Genomic DNA, 21039 nt, shown 5'->3' with positions numbered 1-21039 from the left:
GATGAAAATTCATCCGACGGCACGTTTATCAGTACCGGTAATCCGCTGCATGAGTTTTGCGGCCGTGACCTCCAGCGCGAACTTGTCGTCGAACAACTGGCGTGCTGCTTGTCCGTATTGACCGGCCAGCTTCCTATCCGTGAGCAGCTGGCCCAGGGCCTCCGCCAGCAATTCCGGCTGGCGCGGCGGCACAAGACGCCCCGTTTGTCCGTCGAGAATTGCTTCCCGGCACCCATCCGCATCGGTGGAGACGATCGGCATGCCAAAGGCCATCGCGTTCAACAGCGCAAGCGGCAGACACTCCATCGTCGAAGACTGCACATAGACTGACGCACCTGCATAGTGCGCCGCCAACTCGTCCGGCGGCAGGTTCGGGATCAACTGAACACTGCCGCGCAAATCGTCCTGAAGCACACGAACCAGCAGATCCCGGCTCAGCGCATTCATCGCCGGCGAATGCGCCCCGATAATATGAAGTTCCGCTTCCAAGGGGATCCAGCCGTTTTTCCGACCAAGCGCAAAGGCTTCAATCAGGCTCCGGGTGCCCTTGCGCGGGCCTGTCGACTGGACCGACAAGTACACCGGCTTGCCGCTGGCAGCATCTGTTTCGGCGACCCCATCGGGGCGGCCGCATGTCTTGTCAAAGCCGCTCCAATAAAAGACTTCGCCGTCATAGCCCTCGTCCGCCCATTTCTGGCGTGTTGCGTCCGAGCCGAAAAGGAAGGTGAGATTGCCCGCCTTGGCCCGCGCTTCCAACCGCGCCAGCATTTTGCCAGACCGCATAACAAGCGAAGGTTCATAGGTTTCGTGAATGTACCAGAAGGCCGGGCCGGACCATTTTTCAAGAAGCGGCAGCGCCAACGGCCAGCTGGCGAAGGAATTGATCAGCAAAGGCCCACTTCCGGACGTCTTGGACCGGTAGTGGCGAATGCGAAGCCGTGAACCGACACCCGCAGACCCCTTGGCACCGATGGTGAGGACCGGCTTCAAGAAGCCCGGAATGCGCGGATCAGCTGCCAGCCGCGTCAAGAAATTCCCCGCGCGTCCCAAGAGGTGAGACACCTTTCCTTCGGTCGCCACCGGGCTGTTCATTCGGGTGTAATCGTCCAACAGCGGGCCTGTCCGCAGACTGATGACCCGGCTCGCAACACCCATGCCATGGAGCGCGGAGGCCACATCGCGCAGGAGCACCGGCGCACCGGTGCGGCTCAGCTCATGGCTGATCAAGGTCACGGACGATTGCTTCTTGTCCCCTTGCGGAGACTGAGCCAATACAGGAGCAGCGGCCCCAGATTGCGCGGATGCCTTCTTCGCTTCGACCACGTCCCTGTCGTACATCAGGCTGGCAGTCGCCTTTTCCAGATGCGGCGGCCATGGCGTGCTTGCCAGGGAATAACAATCCCGGTCGAATTTCGGTGCAATCGGATTCTTTGGCGGAACTTCCGCAACCTGCTTCAGGTATTTCGCGACGATACCAGCGACTTCATCGGTAATCCGGTCATCACTTTCACCAATCGTGTTGCTTGCATGAACCCGGTAGGCGTACAGCTTGTCGCGGATGAGGACCGGCTCTTCCAGAGCACTCGCGCGCAACATGAAATCGAGATCATGCGCATAGCGGTAATCCTCGAAAACACCGATGTCTTCCATCAACGAGCGGTGAAAGACGAAGTTTCCGGTCGACACGCCGATGTTATAGCGTAAGAGCAGGGACGAGATGTTCGGCGCGATGTCCAGTTCCTGCATTTTCAGGTCGGAATACCAATGCCGCCAACGGTGATCGGCTGGCAAGGGCTTGCCGTCATCGTCGATCGGATCGACATACGTGCAGACAAACCGGGCCTTATGCGCCATGGCCGTTTCGACACACCGGCGGATCCGTCCGGGCAGGAAATAATCGTCCGAATTCAGGATTGCCAGGTATTCGCCCGTGGCTTTCTCAAGCCCCTCATTGATGGTGTTGTGGGCGCCCTTGTTCTCCCGACCGCTTACATGGATTGTGAGGCCATCTTCGGTCTCCAGACCGTCGACCGTCCGTTTCAGGACATCAAGGCTGTCGTCCTTCGAGCCATCGTCTATGACGATGATTTCCAGGGGACGCCAATCCTGCTTCACAATCGACATCAAGGCTTCGGCCACATAATGCGCGTGATTGTAGACCGGCATTACAACCGAGACCAAAGGAGTGGCAGAGGTGGATTTCGTCATTGATCAGCTGAGTCCAGCAGGGTCGAAAATAGGGTGGAAGACTGCCGCAGATCAGACAGCATGCGCGCATATCCTTCAGGGAACGTCAGGCTCGGTTGCCAATTCAGAACAGACCGGGCTTTTGAGATATCAAGGACGCTGACCGGAATGTCGAAACTGCGGCCGTCCTGATAGGTCACGATAGGCTCCAGGTCCAGGTCATTGCGCAGGACGTCCAAGATCTCATTCAAGGAGACGCCTGCCCCGCTGCCGATGTTGAACACCGGTTGGCCGACTGCTGAAATTGCCTCTTCCGGCGCATCGGTCAAAGCCACCATGGCGGCGGCCAGATCCGCGATATGGATGTAATCGCGCACCACGCTGCCATCGCCCCAGATGGAGATCGGCTTTCCATCGAGCGCCTGAAAGATGAAAGTGCTGGCCGCACCCTGGCGTTTTGCCGGGTTCTGGCCTGCGCCATAGGGATTTGAGATCCGCGCGATCCGGCAGTCGACACCATGCGACTTGCGGTAATAACCGAGATAGATCTCAGCGGCAGCCTTCGAAGCACCGTAGGCGTTGGTCGGATTGAACGAATGCTCTTCATTCACTGGCGTTCGGGTGATCGGTCCGTAGACCGTTCCGCCGGATGAGGAAAAGATCACCTTGGTATTGATCCCGGCCGTCTTGCGGGCACGCAGGACTTCCAGAAGGGAAACCATCTCACGCAGGTTCGCATCAAGATCCGTAACCGGATCTGCATCCGCTGTCGCCGGAACCGTAGTCCAGGCATAATGGTGGATGACATCGACGCCGTCGACCAGCCTCATCCAGTCGACTGGGCTCTTGCCCACCTTTCGGAATTCGGCCGGAAGCACCGCGCGCATGTCGTCTGACGGTTCGACGACATCTGCAAGGATCACGGTATCGCCGCGCCGGTGCAAGGCCAGCGCAACATGGCGGCCGATAAACCCGCACCCGCCAAGGATCAGGTGCACACTCATCGCTGCACCTCGGGCAAATGGGACGTAGCATAGCCATATCCGGCCTGTTCCACGGCAAACGGCAGAACCCGTTCCAATGCATGAAGGAGCGTGCCGTCTTCCGGCAACGGTTCGAGAGGATAGTCGGACCAATCAAGGCCCAGATCAAACATCGGCTTCAAGGCTTCGCGGCGAGCCCAGAACATTGTACCGACTGGCCAGTCAAAGGCGTTCGGCAACGGAGCCATGCGCCCCATCTTCCGGGCCAAGTCTTGAGCAACCTTGAAGTTCTTATCCCAGCCGATGAGGTGCGGATCTTCAGGAAAAACAAGGCCAAGCTTTGGATCTGCCTTGAAAGCCGCAAGACAAGCATCTGCCGCCGCATTTTGTCCGCCAATTAGATGTTCCCACAAGAAGGTGCGCCACGTGTCACCCATGCTGGCATCAACATGAGGTGATTTCTTGCCATGGATATGACCAATGACCTCATATTGCTGGAGTATATTCAGATCGAGGCCACTCAGGAACGGACCGATGTCCCGCCCGGCGTTGCGGACCACTTCGACTTTAACCGTGCCTGGCAGCACCACCCGAGACAGGGCCTGCATGGCGTAATCAGCCCTTTGATCATCCGGTACGGTGATGATCACATCAACGGTGCTGGCGTTCGACTGGAGTTTTTCCAAAAACTCATCAATCAGATCGGCATAGAAGAAATGCCCGTGCAGCAGAGCTTTGATCCCGGCCGCCGCAGGTTTCTGGCCGGAGAGCTCAATGACATCATGGGTCCAGCGGCCTTCTTTCTTTCCGTTTTCCAGCCAATCTGCCAGAGGATCCCGAGGACTGTCCGGGTTCATCAGATCCTCGAAATAGATCAAGGGATTAAAGCCTGCGAGCGGTCGGCGCAGATCGGTTGGTATCAGCTTCGATCCGGTGGCGCGGGAAACACGGGACCTCAAGAGATAAGTGTGCAGGAAATCCTGCGGGTATTTGTCAGCTGAATTGCTTCCGCCGAACACATTCTCGTTGAATGCAGGTGGTTCTGTAGACCGGATCAGCTGATAATCATTGTCGATCAACTCAGCATCCTGTTTTGCTAGTGCTCCAATGCGGATCAGATTTTCGACATAGGCTCCAAGGTCCAGGTGGCTGCTCACCAAGTCCGCGCTTGCTTTGGAGTGCGCTGCATACGCGTCTTTGTCATCGGCAAGTGTATGAATCGACCCCACCATAGGTTCCAGATCCAGGTAAGGTGAAACCAGGGTCTTCAAAGTGGCGTCAACGGCCAGAACGTCGGCAACGCTGCTGCCGTTTTCAAAGCAGAATACCGGTTTTCCGACAGCGGCAGCCGATACCGCAAACCGGGACATTGCATCGAGCGGCGCGGTCAGAGCAAAAGCATCGGCCAGCCCGATGCCTGCTTCAGCCGCGTTGTTTGAACTTACGATCTGGCAGCGGTCCTCAATCCCGGCTCTCCGGATCTGTTCAACAATCAGACGGGAATAGGCATTTCCATCTCCGCTGTTCACGTCGCTTGTAAGCCAAACAAATTTCAACTGCCGGCCCGATTTCGTCGCAGAACCGGCCTTTACGGCGAGTGCAAGGAATGTCTCGATGCCTGATTGCGGACCCAGGTCTCCAGCGCCGGCAACAACAAAAACATCCGTTTCATCATCCGGCCTGATCCGGGAACGAAGCGCCGCATCTGCGACAATCTCTTGTCCGTCAACGCTCCCAAAGGCCGCCGGTGCGATAATGTCCTTCTGTCGGCGGGACAGATAAGTATGCTCAGCCTCGAAAGAGGCGGCCACTGTGTGGGATGGGAAGACCAACCGATGAGCCCACGGCAGAAATTCGTAAGCGCTGCCGAACGGACGAACCGCGGAAGAAAACTCATCGACCAGCTGAACGATGCCAAGGCCAGCTGCGGCTAGGCCGCGGACATTGATCCGGCTCTTGAGTGACAAGGAGATTGCAAACTCGGGATGAAGTTCAGCAACAATGCGCGCAAGAACTTCATTGCGGTCAATCGCCTCCATGTCGTTTTCATCCGAAAACTCCACGACGGCCACATTCCGGCTGGTAAACACCTCAGCCTGGGCGTCCCCCGGTTGAATCAGGACGATCACGTCTTTTGACGCCTGCAACTGCTTTATCACGTTCAATGTGAACGACATTTCCACGGCAGTCAGATCTGGCTCCACCAGGAGCAAAACTCTGGCTTGGTCCGTATCAGCCAGAACCGGCATGCTCATCCGTTTGGCTGGCGTTACGCAGGGCCGATCTTCAGCCTGGCCGAACAGTATGTAATGGCGCAGAAGACCGAAACCGGATGTGTCGACGTCCGGATTGCGGCGGGCATAATAATCCGGGTCAAACCCGGTAGACGGCGCCTGGCGCTGTGCCTCGCCGGTCTGGAGATAATGCTCAAGCGGATCCTGGTTGGCCGCTCGTGCCTGATCCGTGAGCGCATAGACATTTTCATCAAACAGACCACTTGCCCGAATTGCTTCTATGGCCGGATCCGTTTCGACTTCAGGCGCGCCTTTCAGCATCCGCGCCAGCTTCGCCTTGACGCGTTTGCCCGCCCGGGTGGCAAGTTCTTCATATCCGACAGCCATTGTGCCGGTTTGTATGAGGCTGGCGAACTGCCGCTTGAGCGTTGCCCGATCCTGAAGTGCCTGCGGATTGCCGCTGTTGTAAAGCACGTTCAGAGCTTCGTTGATCTCTTCGAGGTTAAGGCTGACGGCACCGCCAGTATTTACAGCGAGGCGGTCCCATTTCAGAGCCTTTGGCATCATGCTTTCGCGCTCGTCCAAAAAGGCATCACGCTGCGCTGAGATTGTATCCCGGTCCCGAGTGACTGCACCGAGCTCCAGATTGACCTCATGCAGCCGGTTCAAAATGTCCTCGCCCCAGCGTTGTTTATCGCAAAGCTGGACGGCGCGCATGTGCGCGTCTCCCAATAGCGAAAAATAACCGCGCACAGTTGCGACCGTGTCGTCGCCCCTAGCGCTGTTGAACAAAAGCACAAGCAGCGGATCCAGATTTTCTAGAGGCTGACTGCCGGTGTAGGCCACGCCAAGACCATTGGAATGCAAAAATTCGAAGGTCGGGTAATTGGCCTTGATTTCCTGGAAATACTGCCAGACGCCGAAATCTTCCCGGTACACATTGGTGTCGTGGAAGAGCACGATGCAGCGGTCGCTCATCTTTGGCAGGTAGGTCTCGAAATCCTCGCGCACCGCCTCATAGGTGTGGAGGCCGTCGATATGCAAAAGATCAACGCTGCCATCTTCTATCTGCTCGCGGCCAGCGGCAAAACTCATGCGCATCAGGCGGGAGAAATGGCCAAAACGCGGGTCGTGCCAGGATTTCAGGTCCGCATAAACATCTTCGCCATAAAGACCGGCTTGCTCGTCTCCGAACCAATGATCAATGCCGAAACACTCTGTGTTGAGCTGGTACTTGGCAACAGCCTGCGCGAAGGTGCAATAGGAGTTGCCAGTGTGGACACCAAGTTCAACAAACCGGCGCGGCTCTGAAACAGCCATGATCCAGGCGGCGAACGGTAAATGTCCGGCCCAAGAGTCCGGATGCACAAGGCGGTCCGGGATCGACAGAGCCGGTTCCATGCCGCGTTTGCTGGCGCAAATCGCCTGCCAGAGGGTTGTGCTGTCTTCGGAGATCGGTCCGGCCGGTTTTGTCATTCTATGCTCAAATTCCATGCGCTTTGAAAATCCGTGCAAACCACAGCACAGCTTGAGATCTTATGCGCTTTTAAAGACTAATCGCCGGGATTGCCATTGGCGGAGGCCAAAGAAATATCCAGCATTGGAATCCCCATCAGGCCGCTTACGGTCTGGCTTGAGTGCGATTTGAATATCAACGCATCATGCATCCAATGGTGCTGCACGTGTTCTTCTTGCGTCCCATCGGCAACTGCAACGGCAATCACATAAGATCCCTTCGGCAGCGCCGGCATCGGGAAACGGAACTTTGCGGTAAACGTTGTGCCAGCCTCAAAACGGACGCTGGAGGACCCGTCCTCCTGATAGGTTGTCAGAAAGGTGTTGTCCCCAAACAGCGCCTGACCCAGCCGGTCTTTGATGTAGAAACCGACGATGGGTTGGTTCAGATCTTTTTCAGCCTTGATATCGACCGACAGGATCGTTTCTTCGCCGCCGACAATCCAACGGTAAGACTTGCCGTCTGGATCGGTGAACCGGACATCGGTGATCCGTGCCCCACCGGCACCAAAGTCACCACCGTTGTTTTCTTGAAAGGCGAAAACCTCGAGGTCGTTTCGCAGATTGCTTCCGTTCACCCACTCACGCCGGCCATCAATCCAGTCTTCTGGCGGAACAATAACTCGGTCATCCCCGCCTGAAACATCCGCTTCTTCTTCTCCCGCCTCTTCAGCGTCTTCGGCGTCGGACGGTTTCACATCATCCTGGAACATCTCACCGAAATAGAGTTCACAGACAGCCTTGGCGCTGCCTTCGGCCTTGAGTTCACCACCATCCAACCAGATCGCCCGGTCACACAGACCAATAACCGCAGCTGTGTCATGGCTAACAAAGAGGATAGTGCCGTTTTCGCGGAATTTCCTTAAATACCGCATGCATTTCTGGCCAAACGCGACATCACCCACAGCTAATGCTTCATCTATCACGAGAACGTCGGCATCAACGTGAGCGATAACTGCAAAAGCCAAACGAACAAACATTCCGCTGGAATAAGTCTTTACAGGCTGTTCAATAAACTGGCCAATATCCGCAAAGGCGACAATATCATCAAACCGATCATCGATTTCCGCCTTGCTCAGCCCGTACAATGCGGCGTTGAGATAAACATTTTCCCGGCCGGTAAAATCGGGGTTGAAACCTGCGCCGAGCTCCAAAAGAGCGGCCACCCGACCATGAATATTGACGTTGCCTTCGGTCGGCGTCAGCGTGCCGCAGATCAATTGCAACAGCGTTGATTTTCCAGAACCGTTGCGGCCGATGATGCCGACTGCCTCTCCCTTGGAGACATTGAAGGACACGCTTTCCAGTGCAGTGAAGCGCGTATGATACTTGCGCTTACCAAAGCTCACCAACTCAGCAAGCCGGTGGATCTGGCGAGTGTACAGACGGAACTTTTTAGTCAGTCCGGAGACTTCGATGACGTTTTGTTTTTTGGCGTCAGAGGACATCGGAAAATCCTCGTCTCATACGCTGGAACGCGGCAAAACCGGCGGCAGCGACGCCAAGCGAAACAACGTAATAAATGGCAAGCCCCGTCCAGTCCGGCGCCGTGCCGGTGAAGACCACGTGGCGGGACTGCTCTATGATGAAGGTCAGCGGATTGAACATAAATATCGGCCAAAGATGATCCGGCAGCATCGAAAGCGGATAGAAAACGGGCGACATAAACAGCAGAACAGTCGCTGCAAGGCCCATAAGCTGGCCGATATCACGAAGATACACCGATGCGCCCGCAATCAACCACGAAATGCCACACAACAGAATTGTAAACGGGAGTATGATAACAGGCAGCCAGAGAGCGCCAATTGAAATTGACCCGGTCACAAACAGCTTAAACGCCAGGAAAATAAACAATCCGACAAAGTACTGAAGCAGAGCGGTGGAGACAACCATTACCGGAAAAATCTCAAGTGGAAAGACCAGACGCTTCACCATATTGGCGTTAGAGACAATGATGCTCGGCGCCCGGGTAATGACCTCCGAAATGAAACTGTGCGTTATCAATCCGATAAAAAGGGTCAACGCAAATCCAAGAGTACCGTCAGTTGCCGGCGCCCCCTTGGCCGCCCATCGCATTTGGAAGACCGTACCGAACATGAAAGTGAAGATGGCCAGCATCAGGAGAGGAACAAAGAACGTCCACGCCAGCCCCATGACGGAACCGCGGTAACGGCCCAGCATGTCCCTTTGGAACAGTGGTGCAGCAATATTCACATATTGATTGAATTTGCTTGCTGGTGTGGTCTTGTCTGCCAAGGTCATTCACCAGTTCCTAGAGATTTTTTTGTCAACTTCATTCGGACTTTTTTCTTAGTTCATGCGGGTTCTGCGCGGAATACGGTATGAATCAGAAGATCTCAAGTGTGTTCCGATGGCACGACCCGTTTCCGGCTATGGCGCAGCCACTAGATTTGCAAAATGGCGGAAGCATGTTGCCATCCGCCATTCTTGTAATTCTGTCTGTTGGCCCGGATTACTTCACCAGTCCGAGGCGTGTTCCGGAGTAGACCTTGTTGCGGAGCGGACCCCACCACCAGTCGTTTTCCAGGTACCACTTGATGGTCTTCTCGATGCCGGTGTCGAAGTTTTCTTCCGCGCGCCAGCCGAGTTCGATCTCCAGCTTTGTCGCATCGATCGCATACCGCGCATCGTGGCCCGGGCGGTCTTCCACATAGGTGATCAGGCGGTCGTGCGGCGCGGTCTTCGGGCTGTGCTTGTCGAGGATCGCGCAGATCGTCTTGACCACGTCGAGATTGGTGCGCTCGTTGCGCCCGCCAACATTGTATTTCTCGCCAAGACGACCCTTAGAGACGATTGTGTAGAGCGCCTTCGCATGGTCATCGACATAGAGCCAGTCGCGCACATTCATACCCGTGCCGTAGATCGGCAGCGGCTTGCCGTCGAGCGCGTTCAGGATCATCAGCGGAATGAGTTTTTCCGGGAAGTGGTATGGGCCGTAGTTGTTGGAGCAGTTGGAGAGCACCACCGGAAGGCCATAGGTCCGGTGCCAGGCAATTGCCAGATGATCACTCGCAGCCTTGGAGGCAGAGTAGGGTGAGGACGGATCGTACGGCGTCGTTTCCTTGAAGAGACCGTCGTCACCGAGCGATCCGTAGACTTCATCGGTGGATACATGCAGGAAGCGGAAGGTGTCTTTCTTTTCGCCTTCCAGGCTGTTCCAGTAGGCGCGCGCGGCCTCCAGCATCGCCATGGTGCCGACCACGTTGGTCTGAACGAACTCCGCCGCGCCCGTGATCGAGCGATCCACATGGCTTTCGGCCGCCAAGTGCATGATATAGTCCGGCTGGAACTCGGCCACCGCCTGGATCATCTCCGGCCCGGCGCAGATGTCTTCCTTCAGGAACTTGTGGTTCGGCGCGTTGTCGACCTCGCGAAGGGAATCCAGATTGCCGGCATAGGTCAGCTTGTCGATCGTCAGGACTTCGGCCCCGACATTGCGGACAAGATGGCGGACCACTGCGGATCCGATGAAGCCGGCACCGCCGGTGACAATTACACGCGTCATGATTTTACCTGAAACCCTTAAATCTCGATGGAGCCTTTAAAGCGCAGTCGTTCCGTCGTCCGCAACCTTCTTGAGATATTTGCCGTAGGCCGTCTTCTGGAACATATCGGCGAATTTCAGAAGTTCGTCTTTTGTCATCCAGCCGTTGAGATAAGAGATCTCCTCGATGCAAGCGACGTTGAGGCCCTGCCGCTTCTGGATGGTGCGAACGAACTCGCCTGCTTCCAGAAGGCTGTCATGGGTGCCGGTGTCGAGCCAGGCGTAGCCACGGGACATGCGCTCCACGAAAAGATTGCCCGCTTCCATGTAAATCCGGTTGAGATCGGTGATCTCATATTCACCGCGCGCTGACGGCTTCAAGTTCTTGGCATAATCCACGACCTTGTTGTCGTAGAAATAAAGACCTGTCACCGCGAGCCGCGACTTCGGCTTGGCCGGCTTTTCTTCCAGCGAGATCGCCCGGCCTTCTGAATCAAGTTCCGCAACGCCGTAGCGCTCCGGATCGTCGACCTCATAGGCAAAGACTGTCGCACCTTCGGTGCGGCTGGTCGCGCGATCCAGCAAAGTGGTCAGGCCGGCGCCATAATAGATGTTATCGCCGAGGATCAGCGCCACATCATCATCGCCGATGAACTCTTCCCCCAGCGTAAAGGCCTGAGCGAGGCCATCCGGGCTCGGCTGGATCTTGTAAGAGATCTCGAGGCCCAACTGGCTGCCATCGCCGAAGAGCCGCTTGTAGCTGTCGATGAACTCCGGGGAGGAGATGATCAGGATCTCGCGGATCTTGGCGAGCATCAGAACCGACAGCGGATAATAGATCATCGGCTTGTCGTAAATGGTCATCAGCTGCTTGTTGACGGCGAGCGTTGCCGGATGAAGCCGGGTGCCGGACCCGCCTGCGAGAATAATGCCCTTCATCACGATAAACCTTTTTCCTTGTCGCCCATCAGTTCCTCAACTGTGCTGGCCAGAGCGGCGCGCCATTGACAGGGCTCAATACCAAAATCTTGGGTCAGCCTGGACGTGTCCAGTGCGGAATTCGCCGGGCGTTTGGCCGGTGTCGGATAGTCCTTGGTGGGGATCGGAGCGACCGCCGGAACAGCCAGGCCGCGCGCCTCTAGGAGACGGAAGATTTCCGAGGCAAAGCCGAACCAGGTCACAGCCTCATCGCCGCAGTAATGGTAGACTCCGCTTGGCACGTCTTTATCCGTGAGTTGGCGCAGGATGATCGCCTGAGCGGCCCGAGCAATGCCCGGTGCTGCGGTTGGGCAGCCGGTCTGATCGTCCACGACGGTCAGCTGCGGCCGGTCCGCCAGGCGGATCATTGTCTTGACGAAGTTGGCGCCGATTGCGGAAAACACCCAGGCGGTGCGCAAGATCACATGCCGGCAGCCCGAAGACTGGATCGCCAGTTCCCCAGCCGCCTTCGACGCACCATATACACCTTGCGGGTCAATCGGATCTGTCTCGACGTAGCGGCCGGTCTTGGCGCCATCAAAAACATAGTCCGTGGAGATATGAACCAGCGGAATGTCGAGCTCTTTCGCAGCCTCTGCAAAGGCAGCCGGGGCCAGACCGTTCACCTTGAATGCTGTCAGGAGATCATCTTCGGCCTTGTCGACCGCGGTATAGGCGCCGGAGCTGATGATGGCATCGAACCCGCCGTCCCGGACGTAAGTGCTAATCTGGTCAGCGTTGCTGAGATCGAACTCAGAGCGGGAGGGCAGCACAAGTTCCGTGCCTTCCGGCCAGTTGAGATTGCCAAGAGAACCGCCAACCTGGCCCGTTCCGCCCGTGATCAAAATCCTGGTCATGATCTTATGGCTCGATCTCGACAAGTGTCATCGGCGTGCCGTCATAGTCGAACGGCGAGTCGAAGTCGGCGAGCCCTTGGTGCTGCGTGTCCTTGCCGCTGAGGATCGGCTCGGCTCCGTCAGCGAGCGGCCAATCAATTCCGATATCGGCATCATTCCACATCAGCCCGGCATCGTTTTGCGGCGAATAATAGTTGGAGACCTTGTAGGTCACCTCGGTGTTGTCTTCCAGCGTCACGAAGCCGTGGGCATATCCGGCCGGAACCAGCAACTGATCGCCGTTTTCCGCAGACAGTTCCACACCAACCCATTTGCCAAAGGTCGGGGAGCCCTTGCGGATATCGACGGCCACATCAAAGATCTTGCCGAGGATGCAGCGGACCAGCTTGTCTTGCGCAAAGGGCGGTGTCTGGAAATGCAGGCCGCGCAGTGTGCCAGCCGGCACGGAGAGCGAGTGATTGTCCTGAACGAAGTCACAGGTGATCCCGAGCGGCTCCAGCTTTTGCTTGTTGTAGCTCTCGGTAAACCAGCCACGGTCGTCGCCAAAACGGCGTGGATGAATGAGTGTGACGTTTCCGCTCATATCTAAAAGTCGCTCACCTGAATTGGGATATTCAAAAGGCCATAGGGACAAGATGTGTTAGTGTCCGGTGTCTACCAACCGAATAAAGCAACTATTTTGAGCCTTCGGTGATCATCGGATTTTGCGGCCATCGCATACGATGATCACGGGGTGAGGTCAACGAATTTCGCGGTTTCCGTCAACCAAACGCGGGATTCGCCGCTTTGCTTTTACTCAACAACGGCCGCCGGCACTAATTGTCTCGTGGCGCTTAAGCCAGATCAACGTAATAGGCGACGCCCTCGTACGTGTAGTGGCCAAGGGTCGCGATGGTGTTGTCGCGTTCGGTTTCCGAAGTCGTATAAAAATGCGACCCGTTCTGGGTGTTCAGAAACCGGTAAAGAGCTGTGCCGCCGCCATCAGCTGTCAGGCTGGCATAGTAGACAATGCCTTCATCTACGAATTGCGGCAGGTTATTGCGAATATCCGCCGCTTCGTCAGCGCTAGCTGTGTAAAAATGTATACCGTTTGAGGTATTATAGAACCGATAAACTGCCGCACCGCCACCCGCTTCTGTCGCGTTTGAATCAAATGCATTGCCCTCATAGGTCATAGTTGGTGTGTTAGTGATGACCGAGTTGCGCTCTTCAATGCTGGTGGTGAAGAAATGGGAGCCCGTCAGCGTGTTGTAAAACCGGTAAATCTCGAAAGGACTACCGTCCGCATCGGCGGTATCGACGGGCAACGTCACGAATGTTTCCGAACCGGAGTCGGAAACGGATGTGTCGATTGTTGGTGTTCCGCTCGGATCGGTTTCGTGCCCAAACCAGACATGCGCAACACCCTTGTGCATGCCAATCCCAATCGCAAGCCAATCCTGCAGCCAAGGCGATTGATTGGTGATGACATCATTATGCCCGGGAGATGACTGCCAATTCGCCAAAGCGTTGGCAGCCGTCATGATCGTGTTGGTTACAAACGATCCGACATAACCAGTGCTGATTTCATAGCCGTTGCCGGTGTAGCTTGTTCCAATCCGCGTGGGCGCGTTCCACATGTTCGGATAGGTGCTTGAATCGGAGCCACTATAAGGCGCGTCGCTCCACGAATGCCCCTCATAAGCGCCTGTATTGTAAACTGTATCCAGCACGTGTCGGCCGGCGGTCGCCGTAAGCCCGGCGGAGAGGGGAATCGTGCTCAGCCCGAGCGTCCCCCGATAGTCCATAATCAGATTATAGAGCGTCAGCTCATCGCCATCGATGGTGTCTTCTGACGTATTCAAGTAATAATTTGTTGCCATGTTGAGACTCCATTCCCCGGAAATTGACGACCCCGGCGCAGTCACAGCCCAGTCACGCGAGCATTACAAACCCAAGCGCATTCCATGTCAAAAGGACTGTCAGCAAACTGCAAAGAGATTGCAAGCGTGGAATACCTTAAGCTGTAGGGTTTCCGATTGCGCGAATTAACTATTTTGTTAACCCTTTCCAAATACTCAAGAGAGGAGCAACATCCCGGTTTTTGGCGCTTTTCAAACAGTGCCAGGGCAGCTGGCGCGTTGATTGACCGGGCGACAGTCACTTTACAGTCACAACCAGTACTAATTCCTGAGACCATATGAAATACGCCGGTGCTTTCATTGCATTGCCACATTTAATCTTATAAGAACGTCGGCAAATTGATTTCGGTAATTTGACGCCGAATATGGTACGTTTCTTCTGCGAAGCAAAATTAGGAACCCAAATGGTATCGAAGACACCGCTCCAGGCTGCTTACGGCAAATTTCGAGCCATTATTTTCACGACTTTCGTCTTCAGTTTTTGCATCAACATGCTGTTGTTCGCTTCGCCGATCTACATGTTGCAGATCTATGACCGGGTCTTGGGAAGCCGCAACGAAACAACGCTTCTGATGATTTCGATCATCATCTTGTTCTTGTTGATCATTTACGGTGTTCTTGAGTTCATTCGCTCGCGCATGCTGGTGCGGGCCGGTCAGCAGTTTGACAACGTTCTTTCAGAGTCACTGTTCAGCCGTGCGGTCAAGCTGCGCCTCTCCAATCCGAAAGCCGGCGCCGAATTCATTCTGGCCGACGGCGACAAGATCCGCGAGTTCTTGACCGGCACCGGCATCCTCGCCTTTTTCGATGCTCCGTGGACCCCGGTTTTCATTGCCGTTTGCTTCATCTTCCACCCGTGGCTTGGCTTCCTCGCCCTTGGCGGTGCGCTCGTCATTTTTGCTCTCGCAATTGTCAACGAGTTTGCGACCCGCAAACCGCTAAAAGAAGCAAACAACGCGTCGCAGGGCGCCAACCAGTTTGCAGGTGCTGTTCTACAAAATGCTGAAGTCATTCGGTCAATGGGCATGGAGAAAGCACTTGGTGACCGCTGGCGGGACCGCCACGGCTCCGTGCTCGGTGCTCAGGCCGATGCCAGTGACCGGGCCGGTGCGATCCTGACGTTTCAGAAGTTCTTCCGAATGACCATCCAGTCGGCCATTCTGGGCCTTGGTGGTTATCTCGCGATCAAACAAGAAATCTCTCCCGGCATCATGATTGCGGCGTCAATCATGATGGGCCGCGCGCTCCAGCCTGTTGAGCAGGGCGTGCAGCAGTGGAAGACATTCGTTGCCGCTCGTCAGGCCCATGCCCGCCTGAAAGGTCTGTTCGACTCGGTTCCTGGGGATGAGCAGCGCACCGAGCTGCCGGACCCCAAAGGTGTCATCACTGCTGAGAACCTGTCGTCGGTTCTTCCTGGCACCCGGACTGCGTTTTTGAAGAACCTCAACTTCCAGATCAATCCCGGTGAGACAATTGCGGTCATCGGGCCGTCCGGATCTGGTAAATCGAGCTTGATCCGACACCTCGTCGGTGTTTGGCCTGCAGCTGTGGGCACAGTCCGGATCGACGGCGCGGACATTGCCCACTGGAACGCAGACCAGCTTGGCCAGCATCTCGGCTACTTGCCACAGGAAGTCCGCCTGTTTGCCGGCACGATTGCCGAAAACATCTCCCGCTTCACTGGCGGCGAGTCCGAAGAGGTCGTTAAGGCCGCTCAGCTTGCCGGTGTGCACGACATGATCCTGCGTCTGCCGGACGGATACGAAACCCAGGTCGGGGATAACGGTCAGCAGCTCTCCGGCGGTCAGCGCCAGCGCGTCGGCCTGGCCCGAGCGATGTTCGGCATGCCGCGCATCATGATCCTTGATGAGCCGAATTCCAACCTCGACAGCGATGGTGAAAACGCGCTTCTGGAAGCCATCAAGGCGATGAAAGAGCAGAAGATCACGGTTGTACTCGTCACACATAAGACAAATCTACTTGCCATATGTGATCGGGTTCTGGTGATGCGCGAAGGTCAGATGCAGGCTTTCACCACGCCGCAGGAACTGTTCAAACCGGCCGCCGCCGCGCAACCGGCACCAACACCCGCCACCGTTCCGGTCGGCCAGGTCAGGGCTCCGGCGCAAAAGCCGGCATAAAGAGTAATGACTATGAAACAAAAACGGAAAGCCAGCGCAAATCCGCGGCCGTTCATCATTGCCGGCTATGCAACGATCCTCCTGACCTTTGGTGTTGTCGGCGCCTGGGCCGCGATCGCCAAGCTCGACAAGGCGGTGATCGCCTCCGGCGAAGTCGAGGTTGAAGCCAACCGCCGCGAAGTGCAGCACCTGGAAGGCGGCATCGTCAAGAAAAAGGACGTTTCCGAAGGACAGGTGGTCAAGGCCGGCGATGTCCTGATCGAACTACGCGACGTTGAAGCGCGCGCCAACTTGCAAGTGGTCACCATCCGCCTGCGGATCGCCGAGGCTGTGGAAGCGCGCCTGAAGGCCGAGCGTAACTTAGAAGACCACGTCGAATTCAAAGAGTCGCTGCTCGCCGATAAAACACCAGAAGTTGTCGATGCGGTCGCAGATCAGCAACGGATATTCGACGACCGCTCATCCATCCTGAAATCTCAGCAGGATATTCTGACGAACCGCGTCGAACAGCTGAAACGCGAAAAACTCGGACTTGGCGAGCAGAAAGAAGCCTACGAGTCTCGTGCCAGGGTACTCCTGAGTCGGCTTGACCGTCTGAGAGAGGGCCTTGAAAGCGGCTCGATCCAGAAGAACCTCTTTGCCACCTATGAAGACGAATACATCGAGGTGAAAGCCTTCGTTGCCAGCATGGACACCGAGATTGCCAAGGTCGAAAAATCAATTGGCGAAACCGAGTTTCAGATGCTGCAAACGCGGCAGGAGTTCCGGGAGCGCGCGTCGACCGAATATAAGGAAATCTACGGTCAGATCCAGGAACTACGCGAGCAGAGCAAGGTCGCTCAGGACGTTCTGGACCGGACAAAGATCCGCGCGCCAATCGACGGTGTCGCTCAGAACATCAAGCTGAACGGTTTTGTAATCCAGCGTGGCCAGACGCTGCTTGAGATCGTTCCGGACACGGATGAGATGATCATCAACGCGCGCGTCCAGCCGCTGGACATCGACAGTGTGTCCGAGGGTTTGACTGCGGAAGTGAAGTTCACCTCCTTCCCGTCCCGCCTCATGCCGATCATCGAAGGCGAAGTGCTGACCGTTTCCAGAGGCACAATCACCCCAGAAGACACACGGCAGAGCCCGTATTATCTCGCGCGTGTGCAAGTCAGCAAAGACGCACTGCCCGAGGATGTACGCGGCCGCCTCAGTGCTGGTATGCCCGCTGATGTTTTGATCACATCAGGCGAGCGTACGGTGGTCGATTACATGATCTCTCCGATCACCGACGCGATCTGGAAGAGCCTGCGCGAAGAATAAACAGCGCGGATCGTTCAAGACACTGAAAGTACAAAGCGGTGGCCCTTGGCCGCCGTTTTCATTTGCAGTCCGAGATGTCTTACTTCGTCAGGAGTTTCATCAACGGGCTTGAGGCGACGGGCCAGATACCTCTTTGAGGAGCTTGACCACCGCCCATCACCACATAACTTTGGCGTCCATAGTGCCGGAGAGACCGGCGCGCAGACCGCAAGGTCTCGGCATCGTCCGACGCAATGAGGAGGACAGGGGCTCCTACCGGCGACCGGGCCGCCCAGGCGGTCAATGCGCCTACTGCCACGTTGTCTGGAACCGGAGCGATTGCATTGTCTTCCGCAAATTCCGCCAGTTCTGTGGGCTCCCCCACAACGATCAACGGACGTGAACCCGCCTGTGTGAGATCAGGTGCTTCTGCAACAATTTTCGCAGTCGATCCGCGGTCCATAAGACCATTAGCGAGAGCCAACGCCTGATCCGTTAGCCCATCATCATCATAGAGACTGAGTATTGTGACGCTGGGTGCGAGCGTGATGTCACGCATGATCGGCATTGTCTCACCGGGGAGTAATCGGCGGAACAGGTCAAAATCCGGATCGACATGAACACTTTTGACCGGTTCTCCGGTCCGGAATTCAAGAATGGCCTCCTGTCCATCAAGTCGCTTCAGTTCCCGTATGGTTTTAGACGGCGTTTCCAGCTCCACAGGCACCAAGAGCGAATAGGCCGGCGTGCTTTGCCGGACGGTTACCCTTGTCAGGTAGTCGTCGCCCGTTTGCTCCGTTTGAACCTCGGCAAGTTTCAGCTCGGGGGCGCCAACGCGATCCAGCCATTGATCGAAAAAGGCGGTCAGGTCCTTATCTGAGACCGTTTCAAAAACGCTTTTCATGTCTGACCAGCCGGCCATTTCATACCTGTAGTCAGACCAGAACTGCTGAAGCCCTTTTTCAAAACTCTCTTGGCCGATTTCCATCTCCAGCATGTGAAACTGAAAGGCGGCCTTGTTGTAGCCGATAATTTGCGCCGCCTGATGCTCTTTCCCGATGAAATCCCGGACGCGCTCATCCCGGCTTTCCGGCAAGGCCGCATAATCGCGGAGCCACTGCAGCCGCATGGTTTTGGCAGCCTCAGACCCTTGATCCTTTGCCAGCCCATAGTCCGCCATGAAGGTGGTGAGGCCTTCCGACCAGTTGCCGCTCGGATAATCGACATAAACCCCGTTGCCCCACCAATTGTGCAGCACTTCGTGGGCCAGCGACCTGCCCTTCATGAAGGGCAGGGGCACAATCATCTCGCCGATATAGGTCAGATTGACAAAGGCCAAGCCGACGGGGAGCGGTGAGGAAATGATATGAAAGTCTTCATAAGGATAAGGCCCGATTTCCGCGCTGAAGCGGGTGAGATAGCTCCCGGCAGCGTCCAGATAGTCATCGGAAAACCCGGTTATTCTCTTCGGAAAGTAGGTCCGCACCCGAATGCCGCCGACGTCCCGCTCACCTATTTCATAGGGGCCCGCAAAGAGGGACGGTGCCTCAAAGGCTTTTTCCGACGCAAATACCACAGTGTAGTTTTCCGCCGTTTCCGTTTGTTGCAAGATCGCGCCGGGCGAGACGGCCTTGGTCCCCGCCGGTACCGAGACGTTGAGCCGATAGGAGAACGGCGCAGACCCGTCCCAAGGAAACCAGCCACTGTAGCCAGACAGGAATGTGCCGTTCGCACCTGAGACCGCGGATCCGGTTCCACTGCGCCGGCCGCCGGAGGCCAGCGCTGGGATTGTGCCGCGCGCGCTGATGACCAATTCGTCTGGTCCAACATCGGAGAGCGGAACGATGAAGCCTCGTTGCTGCGGAGTGAAAGCGTGTGCACTCCCGCCAACGGTAACGTTTTCGATAGTCAGCCAGTCCGCCCGGCGGAGTGCAAGTGGCCCGCCGTCAACTCCAGTGATCTTAACCTCGACTGCCATCGCGCCGGTCTCTGGATCAAGATCAGCGGTGATGTCGTAATGCGGCAGGTTCGCCCGGTCCTTGGCAACGACTGTGCCGGTCACGCACAGGAAAACAGCGAGCGCGATTTGAAGCGGGCGGATCACTGAACGCTGTCCCGATCAGAAGGAAACTTGGCGATCAGTGTTAGGCGTTCGCCGTTCCTGTCGACATCAAGCGGCAACCACGTGCCCGGGGCCTGGCGCTGGATGATCTCCACCAGGTCGGACGGGGTCTTCAGCTCTGCTCCGGCAGCGCTCAAAACGATGTCGCCTGCGGTCAGGTCTGCGGCCTCCGCGATGCTGCCGGCAACCACCTCGCTCAGCAAAAGCCCGCCGTCGGGGCCCGGTTGAATGGCAACTCCTAAGCGCGGACGGTTCGGAACGGGCATGTTGTCACCGCGGTCCTCGACAAGGAAAACCGCATCAGCAACGTCCGGCTCCAAACCGGCACAGGCCCGGTCACGATCGACCGGTACAAGTGACGTCACGGCCGAAATTCCCAGATCTGCCAACTGATGCGGGATGCCAAAGCCGCGCTCCACATGCCCGCGCCCGACAATCCCAACCACAACAGAGTTCGGGTTTGCCTCTGCAGACTGTGCCAAGGCCTCGGCCATGGCGCGGTCCCATGTCAGCTGCGCATCGACAAAGTTCTGAAAACCCTCCGTTTCAAGAACATCTTCCACGGTCTGAACCTCTTCAAATGCATCGCGCCGATGGGCAGCGGCGGCAAGATAAACGGAGGCAAGGCTCTCCGAATAGGCTGGTCGTGCCGCTGCCGGGGTGGTGATCCCCTCGCGTGCCTCCTCAGGCACTGCATCCCAGCCGTTCCGACCAACGCGGGAGATCAGGCCGCGGTCAACATTCAGCGCGATCATCGGATTGCGGTTCTGCCGGACAAACTCAAACAAAGGCATATAAAGATCTACGTCATACCCCCAGACCTCCGCCCAGTTCGTCTCGCGCAAAAAGTCGTCTTCGGACAGTTTCCCGGCGGACCAGTCATCAAGTACCGGCTGCACGCTGCGTGGCAAGGCCTCAAACCCGATCACCAGCTCCGGCGTCAAGGCATAAAGCCCGGCCAGGGTCTGCAGCTGCCAAAGATGATCTTCCTTGGAGGTGTGGGTTTCCCCGAGCAGAACGACCCGCGATTCGACTGCCGTCGCGAGCACCTCCCGGTTCGTCAGTTCCGCCTTTGAAGACGGCTCCACCCACTGGCCTACATCCTGGCAGAACTCTGGTTCAAGGACAGCTCCGGCTGTCTGCGACTTCGCGTCTGCACGCGCACCCGGATCGGATGTGAACACCGTCAGTCCAAGCACCACAAGGGCAAAGGTTCCGATGGCAATCCGATAAAAGAGACTGGATCGTTTTTTCAATTTGATCATCACCTGGTCTCCGGGACGAGGATACACTTTAACACCGTTCGGGAAGAGGATTTGGCGCCGG

At 56.5% G+C, this 21039-nt stretch carries 14 protein-coding genes; 2 read left to right on the top strand and 12 right to left on the bottom strand.

From position 1 onward, the window contains the following. Window positions 1–9: 9 nt before the first annotated feature. The 10 genes from RBB44_RS23940 to RBB44_RS23895 form a co-directional block, all read right to left on the bottom strand. Complete coding sequence (locus RBB44_RS23940; protein ID WP_306150206.1) at window positions 10–2208, bottom strand: glycosyltransferase; 2199 nt, start codon at window positions 2206–2208, stop codon at window positions 10–12. Beyond that, on the bottom strand, window positions 2205–3191 hold the full coding sequence (locus tag RBB44_RS23935) for an NAD-dependent epimerase/dehydratase family protein (RefSeq protein WP_306150205.1): 987 nt from the start codon (window positions 3189–3191) through the stop codon (window positions 2205–2207). The genes RBB44_RS23940 and RBB44_RS23935 overlap by 4 nt, the downstream gene beginning before the upstream one ends. Continuing rightward, window positions 3188–6880 carry a rhamnan synthesis F family protein gene (locus tag RBB44_RS23930; protein WP_306150204.1) on the bottom strand — a complete coding sequence of 1231 codons (3693 nt, stop codon included), beginning with the start codon at window positions 6878–6880 and terminating at the stop codon, window positions 3188–3190. The genes RBB44_RS23935 and RBB44_RS23930 overlap by 4 nt, the downstream gene beginning before the upstream one ends. A 77-nt stretch (window positions 6881–6957) precedes the next feature. Further along, window positions 6958–8367, bottom strand: a complete 1410-nt coding sequence (locus tag RBB44_RS23925; RefSeq protein ID WP_306150203.1) for an ABC transporter ATP-binding protein — start codon at window positions 8365–8367, stop codon at window positions 6958–6960. Further along, window positions 8357–9181 carry an ABC transporter permease gene (locus RBB44_RS23920; RefSeq protein ID WP_306150202.1) on the bottom strand — a complete coding sequence of 275 codons (825 nt, stop codon included), beginning with the start codon at window positions 9179–9181 and terminating at the stop codon, window positions 8357–8359. Before RBB44_RS23920 ends, RBB44_RS23925 begins: the two co-directional genes overlap by 11 nt. A 211-nt stretch (window positions 9182–9392) precedes the next feature. Then, on the bottom strand, window positions 9393–10445 hold the full coding sequence (gene rfbB / locus RBB44_RS23915; RefSeq protein ID WP_306150201.1) for a dTDP-glucose 4,6-dehydratase: 1053 nt from the start codon (window positions 10443–10445) through the stop codon (window positions 9393–9395). A gap of 36 nt (window positions 10446–10481) precedes the next feature. Beyond that, window positions 10482–11363 carry a glucose-1-phosphate thymidylyltransferase RfbA gene (gene rfbA / locus RBB44_RS23910; protein ID WP_306150200.1) on the bottom strand — a complete coding sequence of 294 codons (882 nt, stop codon included), beginning with the start codon at window positions 11361–11363 and terminating at the stop codon, window positions 10482–10484. Next, window positions 11363–12259, bottom strand: a complete 897-nt coding sequence (rfbD, locus tag RBB44_RS23905) for a dTDP-4-dehydrorhamnose reductase (RefSeq protein WP_306150199.1) — start codon at window positions 12257–12259, stop codon at window positions 11363–11365. Before rfbD ends, rfbA begins: the two co-directional genes overlap by 1 nt. Window positions 12260–12263: 4 nt before the next feature. Then, window positions 12264–12842, bottom strand: a complete 579-nt coding sequence (rfbC, locus tag RBB44_RS23900; RefSeq protein ID WP_306150198.1) for a dTDP-4-dehydrorhamnose 3,5-epimerase — start codon at window positions 12840–12842, stop codon at window positions 12264–12266. A 250-nt stretch (window positions 12843–13092) separates the two neighbouring features. After that, entirely contained in the window at window positions 13093–14121 is a 1029-nt protein-coding gene (locus RBB44_RS23895) for a hypothetical protein (RefSeq protein WP_306150197.1), read from the bottom strand. Between the two features lie 443 nt (window positions 14122–14564). Between RBB44_RS23895 and RBB44_RS23890 the strand changes: the two genes are divergently transcribed. Together RBB44_RS23890 and RBB44_RS23885 are read left to right on the top strand one after the other, a co-directional pair. Then, a complete protein-coding gene (locus RBB44_RS23890; RefSeq protein WP_306150196.1) occupies window positions 14565–16301 on the top strand; it encodes a type I secretion system permease/ATPase in 1737 nt (578 codons plus the stop codon). 12 nt (window positions 16302–16313) lie between these two features. Beyond that, window positions 16314–17612, top strand: a complete 1299-nt coding sequence (locus tag RBB44_RS23885) for an HlyD family type I secretion periplasmic adaptor subunit (RefSeq protein ID WP_306150195.1) — start codon at window positions 16314–16316, stop codon at window positions 17610–17612. A gap of 79 nt (window positions 17613–17691) precedes the next feature. On the opposite strand, the gene RBB44_RS23880 is transcribed toward RBB44_RS23885, so the two are convergent. Next, a complete protein-coding gene (locus RBB44_RS23880; RefSeq protein WP_306150194.1) occupies window positions 17692–19695 on the bottom strand; it encodes a M1 family metallopeptidase in 2004 nt (667 codons plus the stop codon). Next, window positions 19692–20978: a ChaN family lipoprotein gene (locus tag RBB44_RS23875; protein ID WP_306150192.1), complete on the bottom strand. Its 1287-nt coding sequence runs from the start codon at window positions 20976–20978 to the stop codon at window positions 19692–19694. Before RBB44_RS23875 ends, RBB44_RS23880 begins: the two co-directional genes overlap by 4 nt. Window positions 20979–21039 lie beyond the last annotated feature (61 nt).

Source organism: Roseibium sp. MMSF_3247 (assembly GCF_030733765.1).
Taxonomy (GTDB): Bacteria; Pseudomonadota; Alphaproteobacteria; order Rhizobiales; family Stappiaceae; genus Roseibium.
This window is presented reverse-complemented; position numbering and strand designations above follow the sequence as displayed.